The organism is Leptolyngbya sp. Cla-17 (assembly GCF_016807185.1).
In the GTDB taxonomy this organism is placed as follows: domain Bacteria; phylum Cyanobacteriota; class Cyanobacteriia; order Leptolyngbyales; family Leptolyngbyaceae; genus ULC077BIN1.
In genome coordinates, this window is record NZ_JAEVYN010000005.1 from 26,057 (window position 1) to 45,259 (window position 19,203).

Below are 19,203 nucleotides of genomic sequence, written 5' to 3' on the forward strand. Positions count from 1 at the left end.
ATCTCACCCATGCAGTGGACAGGGACGGGATGCACATAACTCCGGGTCAAGCCGCATTTGACTGGCAAACTTTTTAATGCCGTATCGCTCCTCCAAGACACTCAACATCTTGTTTACATACTGATGCACTTGACTCGGCACCATACCCGCACAATGCACGGTTGGCACAATCGCCACCTTCTCCTGTCCCTGCCAAATCTCTGCTGAGATCGCATGAACAGGCGTGTCCACTCCCGCTTTGCGATACACCACCAGCACCCCAAACACCAATCGACTCAGTGGCTCAAATTCCACTGAAATCTGCTCTAATTCCCCTTCTTTGCGTTTGCGGCTGCGAGTCTGATTAATGCGCTCGCGATTTCTGGCATACGACCTGCGACTATAGCAAACCGCCGGGTTCCAGCAACGATCGCCTTCTGCCCCATGCAACGCCTGTGCCTGCTCCGCTGACAAGGTCGCACACTTACGGCATTTCTCTGGTAAGGCTCTTTTAGACATTACACCTCGGTTCTCAAGGGTGCGAGTAAGGCATCTACCCACCCTAAAGCGTCTGCTGTTAGCACGGGTTTAGGAGAAAGTTCACGATAGTCGATCAACAAGTGATAAAACACCTCATCGTAGATGTCACGCAGGGCAGCCGCTAAATCCAGTGGCGCATCAACATCCGGGAGACATAGCGGCACGGTGTAGCCCGGTTGGATTTTAGGAGCAAGCTGCTGTCGAATTTTACTGGCTAAGGCATTGTGGACATCGACCCACAGATAGCCTTCCAAGTAGGGATCCATCCCAGGAAAAGGTGACGGCATGGCAAGACTCCCGAATAGGCAGTATGAGAGCATTATAGTTTCTAATCTCAGCTCAAAATCCTAACTTCGTCTGAGCCTCATCATATTCCAGATAATGGTTATTATCCGGAATATAATCAAGCATGGATTTTGAATCGCTCACCCCGAACACCTGTTGAATCGGCGATCGCTCAAATTCACCGGATGCTCGATTGTTGTGATACTCTCTGCAAATTTTCCTATGACACGACGGAAATCGATTCCTGATCCGATTATTGTTCCGCTCCAGTCAATCCCGGGGCAGTCTGATGCTGCCCGATTGAGTCAGACCAGCTGGCTGACTGACACAAAAACTTGGAAGAGGGGCAAATCCAAGTACTCTGAGGATTACCACATCAACAGAAGTCGTTATGGAAAACACCCCTCGCCTCTATGATGCGCTGCAAGCGTTGCTGGGTCAACACTGTCGCTGGCGAGATCAGCGCCACTTGTACCCTCTGGTCTGGATGGTCGCAGGACTGGTTGCAAGCGGACAAATCAGCTTAACGGCATGGAGCGATTATGTGCGAAGTCGTGCGGTTTATGCTCAGAGTACGCAACGGCGATTTTCACGGTGGCTTGGGAATGAGCGGGTACACGAGCATTCGTTATATGCCCGGTTGATTGGATATGCCCTATCGGTTTGGCAGCAAGAGCGCATTGTTCTGGCACTCGATACGACCCGGTTGTGGGAGCAATACTGTGTGATCCGGATTGTGGTCGTATACCGAGGACGAGGAATTCCAGTGGTCTGGAAGGTGCTGAAGCATTCTAGCAGTACCGTTGCTTATGCCACCTACGCTCCGCTGTTGGATGCCGTCGTTGAGGTATTGCCCGCAGGGGTTGAAGTCTTGTTTTTGGCAGACCGAGGCTTTGCTGACGTGGAGTTATTCAAACACCTGCATCGTTTGGGCTGGCACTACCGGATTCGGGTCAAGTCCAACTTTCTGGTGTATCGCGGTCAGCAGGGTACACCCATCTCGTTCTACACGCTATCGACCAGTCATGCCCTGTTTCTGCATCAAGTCAAGATCACTAAAGCTCGCTATGGGCTGGTGCATCTAGCCTTAGCTCATCACTATCCCAGTCGGGAACGTTGGTATGTCGTTAGTGACCAACCCACTACGACCGAAACCTTTGTTGAATACGGCTTGAGGTTTGATATTGAGGAGAACTTTTTGGATGATAAGTCCAACGGTTTTCAACTTGAATCCTCCCACATCCGTTCTGCTGCCATGCTCTCACGCTTGTGCTTGGTACTCGCCGTTGCCACTCTCTATTTGACCAGTGCTGGCACAGCAGTGGTGGAGCGAGGTGAGCGTCGTCAGGTTGACCCGCATTGGTTTCGGGGCAGTAGCTATTTCAAGATTGGCTGGCATTGGATTCGCAAAGCCCTCGTGCAAGGTTGGGGACTGCCCACGACTCTGGCGCTCAAATCTGCCCTTGACCCTGCTCCCTGCATTTCGTCTAAATCTCAAGCGGCACAGCAACAACCGCTCTATTTCAGATGCACGACTGTTGATTGTGCGATTTCTCTGGAACAAAGTCTCAGCACTGCTTAGAAGGCTAGAGTCGAAAAGATGTGTCAGTCAACCAGGTCAGACCAGTCAACTTGCTGATTTAAGGAGTTTGCGGGTAGATGAGTTTTTGCAGGCGCGATCGCTGGCTCCCAAAAGTCAGAAAGCTTATCGGCAAGACTTACAGTGTTTTCTGAATTGGACGGACAAGGGGTGGGCAGAGATTACGCCTCGTCAAGTGGCTCAGTTCAAGGCACATTTGATGCGGCAGGATTTAGAAACAGGTCGGAGATCGCTTTCGGATGCGACGGTCAGAAGAATTTTGGGAACGCTGAAAAACTTCTCTGGGTGGATGGTGCGTTCTCGCTATGTGAGTATCAATCCGACGACGGAAGTGGATCTGCCGAAGCTAACGGAACCGGAGGCACAGAATCTTAAGGATGGGGAGGTACAGAAGATTGTTGAAGCAGCGTTAGCTAGTTCATTGCCAGAGCGGAACATTGCTTTGATTACAGTGCTGTTGCATGGATTACGGGCTGAAGAGGTATCCATGTTAAATCTTGAAGATTATGACGGGCGACGGTTACGCATCCGGGAGGCGAAGGCAGATAGTAAGGGATGGGTTCCACTGACACCTCAAGGAAAGGAAGCGGTAGAGCGGTATCTCCAGTGGCGCGAATTGACGGGGGAAATATTATTGCCAGAGCGTCCGCTGTTTGTTTCCCATTCTCGGCGCAATCTCTCGCAGCGACTGGGCTATGACGGGATTCGCAAGGTGATGGATATGATTTCAAGGCAGACGGGAATTGATTTTCATGCTCATCAGTTCCGGCATACGTTTGCCACGAATCTCGTATTGAAGGGGATGAATCCGTATCATGTGATGACTTTGACTCGGCATAAGTCGGTGCAAAACTTTCGGCGCTACACTAGGGCGGCAGACCAACAAGCGGCAGAAAAGGCGTTTGTTGAAGTCATGGGAATGGAAAATGCGATCAAGCTAGAGGAGGATGGATCGAGATCATTAACTTGATCGTAAAGCCCTCGCAATCCCATCAATTGCCCAGGATAGTAAATTTATGTGTTTACGAAAACTGGGAAAAGATTGCTGCAATTAGCGATACTACTTTGTGGAGGAATAGCTTCAGTTCGGCAAAATTATCTGCTGCTATGGGGAATTCTCGTCTTGCTTAGAACTATCCAGCGCCAGTTGAGAATCCTCTAACACCGAGGGGCTTTTATCACGGTCAATCTCTGAAATAATTGCCTCTAATTCAACTTCCAACTGTTTTATGGAAGGTAAACTGTCTTTTAATTGCTTGGGCAACCTATGAGTTGATACACCTATTGGTGTATTGAGATTACGGAGTGCATATTCGGCTGTTGTTTTACTTTTGGATTTACATAGGATCAGTCCAATAGTCGGTTGGTCATCCGTATGACGGAGTAAATCGTCCACTGCGGACACATAGAAATTCATTTTGCCTGTAAATTCTGGCTCAAATTCGGTCATCTTCAAATCAATTACGATGTAGCAGCGCAGTTGGACATGATAGAAAAGCAAGTCTAGCCTATAGTCTTTGCCATCTACCTGAATTGGATACTGACTGCCTAAGAAGGCAAACCCTACCCCTAGCTCTAACAAGAAATCTCGAATATGATCCACTAATGCCCGTTCAAGCTCTCGCTCCTGTGCGCCTTCCTTAAGAGTCAAAAAATCAAAGTTATAGGGATCTTTAATTAGATTTTGAGCTAAATCAGATTGAGGTTGAGGCAAAGTGTAAGCAAAATTAGTAACTGCTCCCCCCTGACGACGGTATAAATCAGATTCAATTTGCATGACCAAGACGTTTCGACTCCAGCCATTTTCAATCGTCTTTTGGGCGTACCAGAGACGTTCTTCGGCATTTTTAAGCTTCTCTAGAAGAGCGATATTGTGGTACCAGGGAATTTCGCCAAGCGGCGCTTGGCTAATTTGATCTTCTGCGTATGATTGAGCGAACAACCGCATATATTTGAGGTTAGAGCGGGAAAAGCCATTCATATCTGGGAACTCATACTTCAAGTCCTTTGCTAACCGATCAATGATCTTCGATCCCCATTTCTCTGCTTGCTGGCGTTCCAAAATCTCCTTCCCAATTTGCCAATAGAGCAACAGAAGTTCCTGATTGACTGCTAATGCGGCTTTAACTTGAGCCTGACGGATACGCTGCTTTAAGTCATTGAAGAAAGAAACGTAATTATCGGGAGAAGAGAGAAAACCTGGCTTAGTCACGATTCGCACCAACAGTTAACAAAATCATCGCTCCAAACGGTAGCTGTTTTAGTATGATTCATCTCAGAATCGATCAACTGCGCTTCAGGCGCTCTGACGACTAAATCTTAGAAATTAATTTATGGTTCACCTAGTGGCAAAAGTAATTACGACCTTTAACCAAGCTGGTGGCGTTGGTAAAACAAGCCTGACCATGAATTTAGGGTATCAGTTAGGGCAACGGAAAAAACAGAAAGTCCTCCTGATTGACATGGACCCGCAAGCTAGCCTCACAATTTTTATGGGAATAGATCCAACTGAACAGGAATTAACCGTAAAGGATGCAATTCTTGACAAGAAGAATCTACCAATCCATGACAACATACATGGCATGGATTTGGTTCCGTCCAATATTCTGCTGAGTGCGGCGGAAATGCAGTTATCTTCAGTACTCCGGCGTGAGCTACGGCTCAAACAGGCAATCGATAAAATAGCGGATCGATATGATTTTATCCTAATCGACTCGCCACCTAGTTTAGGAATGTTGAGTACTTTAAGCCTTGTTGCAGCCAATTATGTTTTGGTTCCAAGTCAAACTCAATTCAAAAGCATCCAGGGGACAAATCTAGTTCTTCAAACGATCGCTGATGTTAGGGATGCGATCGATCATAAGCTTGAACTTGCTGGAGTCGTACCGACTATCTATGCCAAAGGAACATTACAGGATCGGGAAGCCCTCAGGGTCCTTGAAAGTCAGCTTTCAGCGATTACGAAAGTTTATCCACCGCTTCCACGCTCCACAGCTTTCCCAGATGCCTCTCAAGAGCGATTACCACTAGCCATATTTAGTCCAAAGCATCCAGCAATTACCATTCTCAATCAAATAGCGAAAGACATGGAGAAGTTACCTTGAGCACAAAGCGACAAAGAACCCAATACTCAGCTTTAAGTGGAGTCAATGCGTTCCTAAGTAGTGGAGGCAAAAAAGAGGCTGAGAAGTCAAGCAACACAATCTCTATTGAAAACATCAGACTTCCCCACCGACAACCGCGTCGATATTTTGATCCCATCAAGATGGAGCAGCTTACACAGTCAGTGAAAGAGCATGGCATTCTGGAGCCTCTTCTAGTAAGAGGTTTACCAGACGGCAAGTATGAACTAGTAGCTGGAGAGCGGCGTTACCGGGCGGCTAAAGAAGCCGGACTTGAAGAAGTTCCGATTTCTGTTCGAGAGTTAGACGATGAACAAGCGCTTCAAATTGCTCTAATCGAGAATTTACAGCGCGAAGATCTCAATCCGGTCGAGGAAACTGAAGGCATTCTTGACTTGCTAGCAATTACACTACAGACTTCCAGAGAAGAAATTATCAGCACCTTAAATATCGCAGCTCACGCAAAGCGCAAAGGGGAGGAAGTTGCGGATAACGTTATCCGCAAGAATTTAGATGAGATAGAAAAGGTGTTTGCTATAGTAGGAACACTAAGTTCTGAAAGCTTTAGAACCAACCGCTTACCCCTTCTGAATCTGCCCGAAGAAGTCTTAGGTGCTTTGAGGACGGGTCAACTAGAATACACAAAAGCCAGGGCGATCGCCAAACTTAAAGATTCCAACCAACGCCAGCAGCTTCTAGAGAAGGCTATCGTTGAGGATCTTTCTCTAGCTCAGATCAAAGAAGAAGTAAAACCAAAGTCTCTTTCTAAAGCAGAGCCGCTGAATTTTAATCGTCGAATTTCTAAGATTGAGCAAGCTATCCGGCGTAAGGGATTGCTGGAGAATTCAGAAAAATGCGAAGAGATAGATAAGCTGTTGAAAAAGTTGGAAAGTTTAATTGAAAAATAGCTTCAAGCATTAATGCCGTTAGCGTGAAATCTACACTGTTCCAGTACTTTTGTAGGGGGGAATTGAGCTTCACTATTTTCACGGCTACATCTGCCCATCAAAATCTCCAAGCAATGCTTTGATCCGCGTACGATGCTTTGGTTGAATCGTTCGCTGTCCTTTTAACCAGCGCGTAACCAGAGAGCGGTCTACTTGCAACGCATCTGCCAATTGAGCCTTGGTCATTCCCTTCGCATCCAGCGCAGCCTGAATTGCTTCACTTGTTAGCAGGGGCGGTTGGGCAGGTGTACGTGAGGGCTTCAAGGCAACAGGTATATGACCACCCAGCTTTTCCTGGATTTTCACAGAAGGCTTGATAATTACGATCGCTCTGAGCCAAGTCGCCAACCAATTGCGAGGACGATAGCCAGAATCTAAATCATCACTCAACGACCAAGCGGGTCTGATACTCTCTGGATAAGTCGCTTGATCAAAATCAATCTCCCACCCCAATTCTTTGAGAGTCAACAAAGCGCTGTCCCATTGGTTGATCAATTTAATCCGGCGTAATCGATCTTCTTGAACATTCTCCAGAAGATCCTTCGGCTCCAACCGCTCTAGCAGTGTTCGCACCTCATAACGACCGTCATCTCGTATCCGACTCATGATGGTGAGGAAGATGGCAAGCTTTGAAGCTAATCGTTGACGGTAAGGGTTGATCTGAAGCGTACTCTTTGCCAAATAGCCATATTGAAAGAGGGCTTCTTTAGCGCTGGCATCGCTAGCATTCAAGAACTTTTCAGTCCAAACGCCGGGGCGTACCTTAATGTAAAGTTCATCTGGCTCACCCGCTTCGTAGGTTGGAGAATCGGGTTGATTAATATCCATTGTCAATGCCAGTTGACCCGCATACCCCAAACCCTCCAAAGTCCACATTGCACCCCGCTCAACGTTGTAACGTTTTGCGCCAATGTTGATATTACTTACAAGTACAGAGAGGCTACAGACCAACTCGACTAGATGTCCAATCTTCTTGAGCTTTTGAGCGATCGTAATATCAGTGCGTTTGCCCCAACCAAAGAGTCGAATTAGATCAGTACCCTTGAGCCGAATCTGCTCTGCCCACGGCTCTTCTGAATCAGTTGCATAAGAAGAGAAAATCAAGAAGACATACGCCGCCTCAGGACCAAACTGCTGAATGATTTCCCACGCTGCCTTACCTGGCACCAGTTCAATTTGCTGGTTTGAGGGACTCTGACGTACAATTTGATGCTGAATAAAGCCTTCCCCTACCAGTTTCTTCCAGTACGGATACTCCCCATCTTCCCATTGAGAATTAATCAGCGCCTGTGCACCTGTGAGAATTGGGTAGCCAGTTGCCACCCGTTCAACTTCTGCATCTTGAAACAAAGGCTCACGCGTGGCGGCAGCAACAGACTTAACGCCCAGCAGCTTATCAATTTCAGCGGCGCTATGCCCCGATAGATTCAGATGTCGTAACCACTGACTGGCCGTGTGAAAAGCACAAGCACTCGTCACTAATGACTCGCGCCACTCGTCACTATCCGTTAAATCGTCCCCTGACTCCAGCGACAGCACACCTACAACAGAACAATCAGATGGCATCAGCCCTTCTCGATGCCATTGGTCAAGTCGTAGCAAGATCCAGGTTGCTGTCTGATCCCAAAACTTATCAGTTTTCAATACTGAGCGAAATCGCCGTTCAAGCCGCACCATCGTTTGCTTTTGAAGGGCATCAATCTTCTCTGTCTCGCCATAGAGATTGATTATATCGATATCACCCTTCAGCCGTGTGTGCGCTAGATGTAATCTAAATTGGTTAATTCCAGTTGCAACATTAACCAAAACCAGATTTAGAAATGCTTTGTCCATCTTCAACTTTGCAGCATAAAACTGTACCTGACTCTGATCCAACACAATTGACGCGACATCAGAAGAGAGTGAGTCAGACAAGAGTGAGGTTGAGTCTAAAGCGAGTTCATTGAGCTGGGTCACGGGTACTATGTAAAACTTATCCACATCGGCACAGTATAGCCCTGAGAGCAGAAAATCGAGATCCAGTCAGCTATGTTGTCAATAAAAGAGAACCCATCGCAGACTGGTGTCACATATAAAAAATTATCAGTGCCCTCGGAGAGGGGGATACGACGATTACCCCTGTGCATTCTTTTTGCCTTGAGAGACTAGAATCACGCAACTTTAACTCTAGGATCTATTAACATAGAATGAATTTATCAACCGTAGGTCAAGGTAATCAACAAACAGCTCGCTCCAAAATCTCCAAACCGTAAAGGTCTTAGAAGTTGAGCTAGGAGCGTCACTAGAGTCAAGTAAAAACCTGTCAAAAGTTTAGAAGATTTAACAATTGCCAAAATTGACACGACTTCTAGAATCCAGCTACATTGCTCATTCTACTACTCAATGCAATTCTCCCATCATCGCCAACTGACAGCATTGACAAAATTGCCTATTAGACTAGTTGCGAGCAACAAAAGCTCAAGATTAAGTAACGGATTGACAAATTGACGACAGACTCTAGGATCTAGCAACGTATGGTCAGTCGTCCAAAATTGCCAAAAATTGACAGGTTGCCTAGTATCTTGAAACATTGCCAATATTGACAACTACGACTAGATTAACGTAACAAATCAGGTTGACAAGATTGTCAAGTTCTCTAGAATCGCGAAACAAAGTCATTGAGACGGTTGCTACCACTCTAGAATGGCGCTACGAAAAAAATTTTTACTAAATTTTAGTGCCTAGAATCAGCGAACAAAGCAATCTCAGGACTGGGACAGCTAGGCACTTCTACCGACTATTGCCAAGTCTAAGGGTAAGCGCAATATTCCCAATTGACTCAGCTAGTAACGCGCAAAAACGGATTGTTTAATGATCAAGAACAAATGTCTACAGGTGTATACCCTGTGAGTCTGTTGAGCGTCACCATACAATTGGCGGTCTTCACAGGGTTTATATGAAGAAACTATTTGCTATGCACCTCAAGCAATTGAGAGCAACAAGAAATAGCAAAAAGCTGAGATAAACAAGAAGCAAACATGAAACAGACCAGTGCAACCCGCTTTGAAAGCGTACGTGAGTGGAATGAGCCGTTTTTATCTCTGTTTTCTCACCGCTTCGACTATATCTTTGCACCTTACCCAAATCCTGGTGAAACCCCAGCCTGGCAGACTGAAAGCCGTCACCCCTTATCAGATCGCCTAATTCAGCAGGGGGCGTATCTCTACGGCGTTCGCTTTGGCGCAGAAGCAAACTATTGCCTTCTCGACATTGACGCTGGTAGCACCTATCACCCCAAACACGATCCGTTTGCCATCTCCCGCATTGCTGCTGCACTGGAATCCCTTGGACTGGTTCGCTACATCACTTGCACCTCTAGTTACAGCAGCGGTTTACACCTTTATTTTCCCTTTCAACAACCGCAAAGCTCTTGGCAGCTAGCGATCGCCCTTGCCTGCCTGCTGGAAAATGCCGGATTCAAACTTCAACCCGGACAACTTGAAATCTTCCCAAATCCGAAGCCCTACGCAACAGACAGCACTCCCAGTCTGTTCAATGCTCATCGGCTACCGTTGCAGATCGGTTCCTATCTACTCAACAAAGAGTTTGAACCGATCTGGAGTAATGCTCACACCTTCGTCAAGCAGTGGCAGTTTGCTCAACAGCGCAACGATATTGATAGCAAAACGCTTAAGCAGATCCTTAAACAGGCAAAGCGTAAGCACTTCGGCATCTCAGGCAAAGCAGAGAAGTTTGTTAACGACTTAAATGCCGAAATTGAATTGGGATGGACGGGCTATGGACAAACCAATCGGTTGCTCGGACGGATCACTATGCGAGAGTACATTTTTCATCACGTCCTTTCGGGTGGAAAACCATTAGCAGGAACAGCACTGATGACTACCATTGTTGAAACCGCTCAATCTCTTCCAGGCTATCGAGAATGGTGCCAGCATCAGCACGAAATTGAACATCGCGCCGAAGAATGGACGCGGTGTATTGAAAATAGCCATTATTTTCACTTTAGCGACCAGAGTAAAAAGCCTAAACCAGAAATTCAAGACCCAGAACTAATCGCTGCTATTGATAAATCCCCATCCTGGAATCAACGCCAGTCTGCTGCAACCCGAGACCGAATTCGACGAGCGATCGCAGATTTGCTTGAGACAAATAGTCTACCGATTCAAGCCACTACCCGGTTTCAGATGTTACTAAAATACGGCATTGGTGGAGCATCGCTTTATCGCCACCGCGACCTGTGGCATCCCAACCACTTTGGTATGGACGCAAATCAGGATTTGGCAGATGCATTTGCCTCTCCTGTGAAAATCCCCCCAAACCCCCCAACTTCAAACACGGATGCCCAGTTAGATTGCGTTGGGGACGCATCTAACTGGCACAATCCTACAAGCTTATTATCAGATAATGGCGGTAATGACCCATCAGGAAAGGATTTGAATGATCGCCTAGGGCAATCGTTACTCTCAGTAGGCGGTAATGCTCAGGTAGATCCAACTTCTAGACATGCTCAAAGGGGAGTGGGGGAGTCAAATGGAAGGGATCACACGATTCAACTCCCTTTATTTGACCTGCAAACTTGGTTCGATCTGGGTCAGGCGGCGGCTCAATCGGCTGATCAACAGGTAAATCAGATCCGCCTTGAAGCAATGCAGGCAGCTCCGATTGCTCGGATGCAGCGGTTTTTGGAATCGGGTGATCCAATTTTGATGGCGGAGGCGATCGCGTGGGCTGAAATCAATCCGGGGGTGTTGCAGGTGGAGCGCTTGAATCTACCGTTATTTGAGGCTTTGGAGTTCGATGATTCGGCGCGGGATCTGTCTGGGGTGCTGGCGGCTATATCGGTGCAGATTCAGCGATTAGGATGGACGCGAGAGCAGGTGGGCGATCGCTTATGGCAACTATTGGGTAAGCGTAGTCAGGCTCAGTTAGATGATATGGAGTTGGCGCTGTGGAATCTTTGGCTGGAGGAGCTATCCGACTCTAAAAGCCATGAACCAAGGATGCAAAGATAGGAGGAGTAAAGTGAGAAGAATGTATTTTTCATTGGAGTCCAAGCGGCGGCTATTCTAATGAGAACTAATGTAGATTTTAGACAGTCCCTGCTGGCCTATGTAGGTCTCCTCTTCCACAAACTCTCGACAACGTCTTAAGCATTGTTTTTGTGATCGCTACGGGAACACCAAACAGAGGGATATAGCCTTACGTAATTTTTTGTATGGCTACGCAATGAACGTCACCACCGCAAGCGGACGGTGTATTACTTCGCTACGCTTCACACGCTTTGCGGCTCGACTCCGCTCAACAGCGCCCATTCGGACTGCTGTACTACGTGCGCCCCAAAGGGCAGGGAATCTACCCGTAGCGATAGAAGCGTTTACAGCTCTTTCAAAAGGTAACTTATCAAGAAGTATCCCTCAAGTCTGCGGGGATTCTATTGTAGTAGCATCTCCGCAGATTATCTGGTAGTTTAATAGTGCAAGGATACTATTATCAACCTAATGAAACTGACCATTGGATATGCTCGTGTCTCGACAACTGAGCAGTTTTACTCTCAATCATTAGATCGGCAAATTGATATTCTAAAGGAACACGGCGTTGACAAAATTTTCCGTGATGTTGAATCAGGCGCAAACTCAGATAGAGCAGAATTTCAACAACTAATTAAATTGATTCAGCAGGGCGAGGTTCGTACTTTAAAGGCGGTTGCCTGGGATCGCTTGATGCGCGACCCTTATATGGGATTTTTTGTCAAGGATCTATTACGCGAACACGACGTACAGCTCTTTTTGCTTAACCAGGGAGAAGTAGATTTAAGCACAGCCGCTGGTGAACTAAGTGCAGATATGCAGATAATGCTAGGCGCTTATGAGCGCAAAACGATCATCGAACGAATTAATCGAGTTCATAAAAGTCGAAGAAAAGACCAAATCGCCTGGCAGGTATTTCCATTTGGCTACAGAATTATTAACAACAAGTATGAGCTTGATACAACCCCTTGCGTCTGCCCCATAGAAGGAAGGCCAGCTAACTATCGAGAATTGAGTTTTGAAGATGAACCAGATAATTCATCAAAGCTATTAAGTTGGAGCAAAGCTAGGATTTCTCGAGAAATGGTCGAGAGTTTTCTAGAACTAAGAAAGGCTTCAAAAGTACTACAGCGGATGCACGCGAGGTTTGGTTCCTCAATAATAAAGAAGAGGAAACCAGTTGTAGGTTTAGCTATCTTTGGAACTATATCCGGCTTAAAGCGATGGTTAAGAAATCCAATTCTTCAAGGACATACATGTTATCAGAAGTATCCAAGGAAAGGAAAATATCCTGATATTAATGAGTGGAATGTTATTCCTAATACCCATCCTGGTCAAGCTCTGATAACTAGTGAGGAATATCAGGAGATTGAGGAAATTATAAGTTCCTCTTTTGGCAAATTAGGAAAACCTGAAAGAACTTATTACTTAACTGGAAAAGTAGTTTGTCAAAAATGCGGTGGTTCTTGTGATCTGAAACGTGGTGGACAGTATTCCTATTATGCATGTGGGCACTCAAGAACTTACTGCGATAGTCGAAAACACGTCAGACTTGAGAGAATAGAGGAAGCGATTATTTATCGAATTTCTACAAGAGCTAATGAAATTTACCTAGGCAATACTGCTCTTACAGAAGATTCGGCTGAGTTAGCTAAAACAGCTGAAATCAAGAAAAAAATACAAGATATAGAAAATCTTTCATGGTCTAAAGTAGATCGAGATCTAAGCAATATTAAGCGGGATCTCTGTAGAGAGCTTGAAACTGAAATGAACAAACCTAGAAAGGTTAGTCAGGAAATTATTCGTCATCCTCAAGCTCAAAATATCAATTTTTGGTACACATTAACCAAAACTGAGCGTGAAATTTTTTATGGGAAACTGGTTGACCGTATATTAATAGTAGATGGAAAGGTATTAGCCATAGATTTAAGCGTTTGAACTTACATTCCTCTACTTTCGGACTTCTAAAAGGATGTCTATGCTACCTCTGAATATTTTCGCTGCTGCTGTAAATCGATTTCTTAAGGCAGAGAAGATTGCACTGCAAGAGTGGCGAAAAGCGTGTGATTGCTCTGAACCTGGCCTAAGTAGCCAATGCCAAAGTTGTCCATATAACAAAAAGCTTGGTCTTCTAATCCAGGCTCAAATTGCTTCTTCAGACAAAGATTTTGGAGCAATCATGCCTTCAAGTAATGAGGATCCCTACTCAGAGGACACTAAAAAGCAGGCGCTAAGGATGTTTGATCTTGGCTACTCAATTCAAGAGATTCAATATTTGCTTGATATACCTTCGCGTCGCACCATTAGGAAATGGTTTCGAGAATTTGGAAAATTGCCAGGACTGTCAGAGCAATATCCTGACAGCCTAAAAGAACAATGCCTACTGAGCTATGCCAATGGATTGCCTCCCAAGGAAATTGAGGATGCAGTCAATGTGCCAGCTGATACCATCACGCTCTGGGCTGCTCAAGCTGGAATTTCGAGGGAGAGGAAATACACTCTGGAGGAGAAGCAAGCTTGCTTGAAGCTATATGAGCGCGGAAATTCTTCCAATGCGATTTTTGAGAGGACAGGTATTCCTGCTGTAACAATCCGTAGCTGGATTGCTGAAGCTGGTATTGGCAGAGGACAGAAACGATACTCAGAGGAGGAGAAGGAGCATTGTATCCAGCTTTACTTAGCGGGCAAAAGTTCTACCGAAGTTGCGAAACTGACAGGCATTAAAGGTGAAACGATTCGGTCCTGGTTGAGAAAGGCGAACTTGAGCCGTGGAAGCCAAGGTGCCTCTGGACATCCCTCCGTTTAGCATACTAAGCACAGGGAATTGCCGCTGCTTTAGCCTCTTGCACGGGACTTACTTTATCTCCACCTCTAAATTTTGGGTTGATGGGTAAGAAGGGGCTAAGATGCAGTGAACCAGCCCTACTCAACCGCAACTCTGCAGGAGAGCTCTAAGCAAGAAACTGAATTTCATACTTCGTTAGTGTAGGAGCGCTGCTCTTACTTACCACGTTCTATTCAACCCAAAGTTCAGCAGGTAGCCTAAACTCATTACAGACCGTGATGTTCGCCATTGATGCCCTTTTCCCTTACTGCTAATAACGTTGCAACTCAAGCCAAAATCATTGGTGTCTTGATTACGATCATTTGGATGTTAGAGATTGTGGATCAATTGTTGTTACAGCACCGCCTAAATCGTCTGGGTATTGTGCCCCGTACTCAAATTGGACTACGGGGCATTTTGTTTGCTCCACTGCTGCATGGCACCTGGAATCACCTGATTGCCAATACGTTACCTTTCGCTGTGCTCGGCTGGTTTACGCTGCTGCACGGGGTCACAGAATTCACGGTCGCCACGGCTGTGATTTGGCTCGTCAGTGGTTTAGGCATTTGGCTCTTTGCAGCACCTAACACGATTCACATTGGCGCTAGCGGCATCATTTTTGGCTATTTCGGCTTTTTGCTGTCCCGGAGCTACTTTGAGCAAGAGCTGTTCTCTGCCACCGTTTCAGTCGTGGTAGCTTTGCTCTACGGTCCACTCATTTGGGGCGTTTTACCCTCACGACGACGCGGCATCTCTTGGCAAGGACATCTATTTGGCTTTGTGGGCGGCATCCTTACGGCACGTTATTTACCGGAGTTGAGGCAGTTGTTTGAGCTGCTTGCGATCACATAAAAACTGCCATACTACACCGCTCAAGCACAAGTTCTGTCAAGATTACAGCCGCTAAAACTACACGACAACGAGCGTGGGATCGGCGACAAATAAAGTGGAATACGACAGCTCTAAACTGAGGTGATTCACGACACTGTGAATCACCTCAGTTTAGGTACTTTGCTGCCAGCTTATTTGAAGGTAGCGATCGCTTTGACCGCGACCGCTTTGCCTACTGTCTCACCACCTGTCGCATCGAAGTTCCAATGTACACCCAGGTAGATCCGACTGACCGCATTCTGCTCGATCGCTTCGCGCAAGGTGAAAGTCTGCTCCCAGCGCGGGCGGGTTGTGCCCGTGTTGTCTGTCGTTATGCCATTAAATTCATCTGAGACGAAAGTCACTCGCAGATCTTCTGGCTGTTTATCCAGCAGCGCGGCAGCAGTTTCAAAGCAAGCGGAGCCAAACGTCGAGTGTCCAGAAGGGTAGGCTGGAAAGTTCGGGGTGAAATTGCTGCCTAGACCGCCAAACACTGGAGGAGCCGGATTGCTTTTGGGAGCGCCCAGCGGTAGCCAGAACGGGTCTCCCGCTTTCCGCAGATTGTTGCGATCGCCTTTGCCCGTCGGTCCAAATCCCGTTTCTGCTTCGCGAATGGCGACGACGGGACGCCAAAAATCGTACTCATATTTCCAGTGCCATGCGGCAATGCCAGCATCCGCCATCGCCACGTTGATTGCTGTAAATAGTTTGATTTGATCTTTGTGCGACAAATCTTTCAACTCAGAAAGTTGGCGTACGACTTGGTTATACAGGCGCGGTGGTGTGCCCAGTTGATTCGCACCGTCATATCCCCAAAAGATGCCGATCGCCGCTTGCTCACGCGAATCCGAATCACGCTGAGTAGTGTCGCTTTTGCCCGCCTTGATCACTTCGTTGAACGCCAGCGCATACTCATCGCTATCTAATGCAGGGGGAGCAGCAAGGAAAGCATCGGTGACAACGTTGGTTAGGACAAAGGGCTTGACCTTGCCCCAAGGTCGCCCCAGTGCTTTTTGCATTGAGTTGAGCGGGTCACGGCGATGATGTCCGGGTTCTTCTGAATACAGTTCATCAAGTTGCGGCAGTTCCGAGCCGTCACCTTGACGAGCGAACAGCCAAGCATCAGCGACCTGCTGACCATAGGCGAGAGCGGCAGGATCAGCACCGACGATCAGCGTAGCCGATCGAGCGGCGATGAATTGAGCGTCATCTGGATACAAAGCGGTGGCAGCTTGAAGTGCCGCACCCAAGAGGGCAGCCGTTCCAGTCGCCTCATCGGTGCTAATGCCTACGGGTAGAATCGGCAGGGGCGCGAGGACGAAGGGCAAGAAACTGGTGATTGCAGCATATGCATCGTGCGCAGCAAGGTGGATAAGGGCAAGGGCACGCGAGGTTTTGGTGGGACCTGCGTTGGTCGGTGAATGACCGTTGCTAAAATCACGAGCGACCAATTCAAGCGCGAGAGCGTTGATATCTAGGATATTCATGAGTTGCTTAGGGGGAGTTCAATTCAGTAGACCACTTGATTGTGGCTAGGACGATCTCCGCTTCACAGTACCCACACGGGCACTATTTCCTTCAGTAATCAGAAAATGCGACAATTAGGGGTTAAACTCAGCGGAGCAGTCGCCCACCCCGCTGGTCTTCAGAACCGTGCTTGAAGCTTGTAACCTCACACGGCTCCTCAGCAATTTGGTGCTTGTCATGCATACCTACGAACCAACTAGGATTGAACGGTTGCTCTTTCCCGTCTTGTCTTAACCACATGGCAGTGTCGATGGAGCAATTGGAAGTTTTTGTATTCGTCCTTACCCCCTTGTGAGAGCGCGAGGATGTGGTCAATATCCAATTGGTCCCCATCTTTGAAAAACAGTCCACAGGCTGGGCATTGTCCTTTCTGGCGCTTGAGTAGCCTTGCCACTCGGGTTGGCACCTCTGGATTGCTGCCCAATCTTATACTCCAATAAAGCCAATCGCCATCATAGGGACTTCGATTTCCCTGCACCTTGATATGCCGCACAATGGGCGTATCACGATGTTTGAGAAGGTGCATCGGTTGTCCGTTGAGTGTGACGCTAAAGCGCCAATTCTCTCCACTTTCCATTCTCCAGTAACGGTGAATGATCCAGTAAAGAGACTTATTGGGATGACGACGACGTGCCCAAGCCCGCAGTTGCTGAAAAATGAGATGGTCGAGCTTCTCAAAACAGGCTTTGCTGACCACGGATGCATAATAGTTTGCCCACCCTCGAATACGTGGATTCAGATGACGAATCAATGCCGCTTGAGGGGCTGCTCGATGGGTCTTGATAATGCACCCGATTGCTTCAAGTTGCTGTTTCAGCTTAGCGAGACTAGGTTTGATGAGAGTCTTAAACCCAAGTGGTTGGGGATGCTTGCCTCGGGTTCCAGATTTACCGCATTGATATTTGCCAACGTGGAATTGCCGAATCTGCATACCCAAAAAATCAAATCCCACTCGTCCCTCAAATGGTTTGAGGGTATGCGTGATGTGGGTTTTGCTTGGCTTCAAGGTTAAGCCCATGCCACCTAACCACTGTTGTAATGCCTGCTGGCAGGCTTGTACCGCTGTAATATCTTCGTGTAACACCACAAAATCATCACAGTAGCGAATGAGCCGTGCCGTCTTAGAGACTTGGCTCACCACTGCCTCCATTCCGTGTAAGGCGATATTTGCCATCAACGGAGAGCAACACCCCCCTTGTGGCACACCTTCTTTGGTCGGAAACAGTGCTCCTCTCTCCATCACCCCAGCACTTAGCCAAGCTTGAACTTGTCGTCGTAGCGTTGGAAAGGTCTTGAGTTTTGCCAGCAAGGCGGACTGGTCGATCCGGTCGAAGCATTTTTCGAGATCTGCATCCAAAACGAATTTGGGCTTTTGCCGAATGGCACTGAAAATCGCTTCAATCGCATCATGGCATGAGCGGCTTGGTCGAAACCCATAGCTGTTGGGCTCAAACTTTGCCTCCCATTCGGGTTCTAGTCCTAGCTTTACCAATGTCTGCACACAGCGGTCATGGATTGTCGGAATACCTAACCCACGCTTTTCCGAACTTCCAGGCTTTGGAATAAAGACCCGGCGAACGGGTTGTGCTCGATGGGTTAGGTGTAACATACTGACCAGTTTCAACCGCTGGGATGGAACCAATTGCTTGATTCCATCAATTCCGGCTGTTTTCTTGCCAGTGTTATCCTGAGTCACCTGACGTACCGCGAGACACCTGGCAGACCAGGATCTCATCAGAGTCTTTTGAAGTCGATGAACTGCCTTGACATCGCCACGCTGCGAGGCTTTGAAGATGCGCTTTTGCAACTTAAACACGCGCCGCTCTAGCTGACACCAGGGGATCGTGTTCCATTCCATCATCGGGTTTACCCGTGCTTTAGACATTTTCATTGCTAATCACTCCCCTTCATTCCAAATCACCGTGCCTACGTCTGCATATCCTGCGGCTTTCCCGCTGGCATTAGCTTCTTAGGCAATCCCTCTCACCATTTGCTTGCGGTTAGCACCTACTCGCCCGCCTGACCCAGGGGGCAAGAGCAAATGGTGAGTTACTTCGTTCCGAATAACCATTGATTAGAACCCTTAGAGTGATGCTCTCCACCGGGTTTATTGGGAGTGCAATTGGTCGCTCATACACACGCCAACCCCTTATCCTTTGCCTTTTGGCTCCAGCCTATCAGCCTGATTTGGCTGGTTAACGGTGACGATGGTTCAATGCATCTTCACGGGTGTTACTCATCGGTTCTCTGCTCGACGGGTTTCCAAGTAAGGCTCTCAGATACCGCCTTTTCACCCCGCTTTACGGATTGATGGCTAGTCGCTACCGTAGGGGTGATGCTGTCACCACTGCACTTGTGGGGAGGGGCTTTCACCCTCATGATTATTCAGTTACAAGGTTGTTTGAGTTGTTAACCTCCTTTATTCCTTGCTAGCTATCCCCAAGCTTTCGCTTGTTTCAGCTAAACGAATCGCACGTATGAC

At 47.3% G+C, this 19,203-nt stretch carries 14 protein-coding genes; 8 read left to right on the forward strand and 6 right to left on the reverse strand.

Features of this window, described 5'->3' with window-relative positions; translation table 11 throughout:
- Positions 1-3: 3 nt before the first annotated feature.
- A complete protein-coding gene (locus JOY44_RS28365; protein ID WP_171576778.1) occupies positions 4-498 on the reverse strand; it encodes a hypothetical protein in 495 nt (164 codons plus the stop codon).
- Positions 498-806, reverse strand: a complete 309-nt coding sequence (locus tag JOY44_RS28370) for a DUF4058 family protein (RefSeq protein ID WP_171576779.1) — start codon at positions 804-806, stop codon at positions 498-500. Before JOY44_RS28370 ends, JOY44_RS28365 begins: the two co-directional genes overlap by 1 nt.
- Positions 807-1,195: 389 nt before the next feature.
- On the opposite strand from JOY44_RS28370, the gene JOY44_RS28375 reads away from it, so the two are divergent.
- Both JOY44_RS28375 and JOY44_RS28380 read left to right on the forward strand, forming a co-directional pair.
- The gene (locus JOY44_RS28375) at positions 1,196-2,386 is read left to right on the forward strand and encodes a transposase (RefSeq protein WP_171575788.1); all 1,191 of its coding nucleotides are present in this window, start codon (positions 1,196-1,198) and stop codon (positions 2,384-2,386) included.
- On the forward strand, positions 2,349-3,374 hold the full coding sequence (locus tag JOY44_RS28380) for a tyrosine-type recombinase/integrase (protein ID WP_242541941.1): 1,026 nt from the start codon (positions 2,349-2,351) through the stop codon (positions 3,372-3,374). Before JOY44_RS28375 ends, JOY44_RS28380 begins: the two co-directional genes overlap by 38 nt.
- Positions 3,375-3,509: 135 nt before the next feature.
- Here the strand turns inward: JOY44_RS28380 and JOY44_RS28385 are convergent, their stop codons facing one another.
- A complete protein-coding gene (locus JOY44_RS28385; RefSeq protein ID WP_171576780.1) occupies positions 3,510-4,616 on the reverse strand; it encodes a PDDEXK nuclease domain-containing protein in 1,107 nt (368 codons plus the stop codon).
- A 133-nt stretch (positions 4,617-4,749) separates the two neighbouring features.
- On the opposite strand from JOY44_RS28385, the gene JOY44_RS28390 reads away from it, so the two are divergent.
- Together JOY44_RS28390 and JOY44_RS28395 are read left to right on the forward strand one after the other, a co-directional pair.
- Positions 4,750-5,508, forward strand: a complete 759-nt coding sequence (locus JOY44_RS28390; RefSeq protein WP_242541937.1) for a ParA family protein — start codon at positions 4,750-4,752, stop codon at positions 5,506-5,508.
- On the forward strand, positions 5,505-6,434 hold the full coding sequence (locus JOY44_RS28395) for a ParB/RepB/Spo0J family partition protein (protein WP_171576782.1): 930 nt from the start codon (positions 5,505-5,507) through the stop codon (positions 6,432-6,434). Before JOY44_RS28390 ends, JOY44_RS28395 begins: the two co-directional genes overlap by 4 nt.
- An 84-nt stretch (positions 6,435-6,518) precedes the next feature.
- Here JOY44_RS28395 and JOY44_RS28400 read toward each other — a convergent pair whose 3' ends face one another.
- Positions 6,519-8,429 carry a helix-turn-helix domain-containing protein gene (locus tag JOY44_RS28400; protein ID WP_171576783.1) on the reverse strand — a complete coding sequence of 637 codons (1,911 nt, stop codon included), beginning with the start codon at positions 8,427-8,429 and terminating at the stop codon, positions 6,519-6,521.
- Positions 8,430-9,490: 1,061 nt separating this feature from the next.
- Here JOY44_RS28400 and JOY44_RS28405 point away from each other — a divergent pair.
- The 4 genes from JOY44_RS28405 (at position 9,491) to JOY44_RS28420 (ending at position 15,176) form a co-directional block, all read left to right on the forward strand.
- Positions 9,491-11,485 (forward strand): hypothetical protein, encoded by a 1,995-nt coding sequence (locus tag JOY44_RS28405; protein ID WP_197985785.1) that lies wholly within the window; start codon positions 9,491-9,493, stop codon positions 11,483-11,485.
- Between the two features lie 486 nt (positions 11,486-11,971).
- Complete coding sequence (locus JOY44_RS28410; RefSeq protein WP_171576785.1) at positions 11,972-13,438, forward strand: recombinase family protein; 1,467 nt, start codon at positions 11,972-11,974, stop codon at positions 13,436-13,438.
- A gap of 298 nt (positions 13,439-13,736) precedes the next feature.
- Entirely contained in the window at positions 13,737-14,306 is a 570-nt protein-coding gene (locus tag JOY44_RS28415; protein WP_203032116.1) for a transposase, read from the forward strand.
- A gap of 270 nt (positions 14,307-14,576) precedes the next feature.
- The gene (locus tag JOY44_RS28420; RefSeq protein WP_171576787.1) at positions 14,577-15,176 is read left to right on the forward strand and encodes a rhomboid family intramembrane serine protease; all 600 of its coding nucleotides are present in this window, start codon (positions 14,577-14,579) and stop codon (positions 15,174-15,176) included.
- 170 nt (positions 15,177-15,346) lie between these two features.
- On the opposite strand, the gene JOY44_RS28425 is transcribed toward JOY44_RS28420, so the two are convergent.
- Entirely contained in the window at positions 15,347-16,681 is a 1,335-nt protein-coding gene (locus JOY44_RS28425) for a vanadium-dependent haloperoxidase (RefSeq protein ID WP_171576788.1), read from the reverse strand.
- 236 nt (positions 16,682-16,917) lie between these two features.
- Positions 16,918-18,612 (reverse strand): group II intron reverse transcriptase/maturase, encoded by a 1,695-nt coding sequence (ltrA, locus tag JOY44_RS28430; RefSeq protein ID WP_307822141.1) that lies wholly within the window; start codon positions 18,610-18,612, stop codon positions 16,918-16,920.
- Positions 18,613-19,203: the final 591 nt, after the last annotated feature.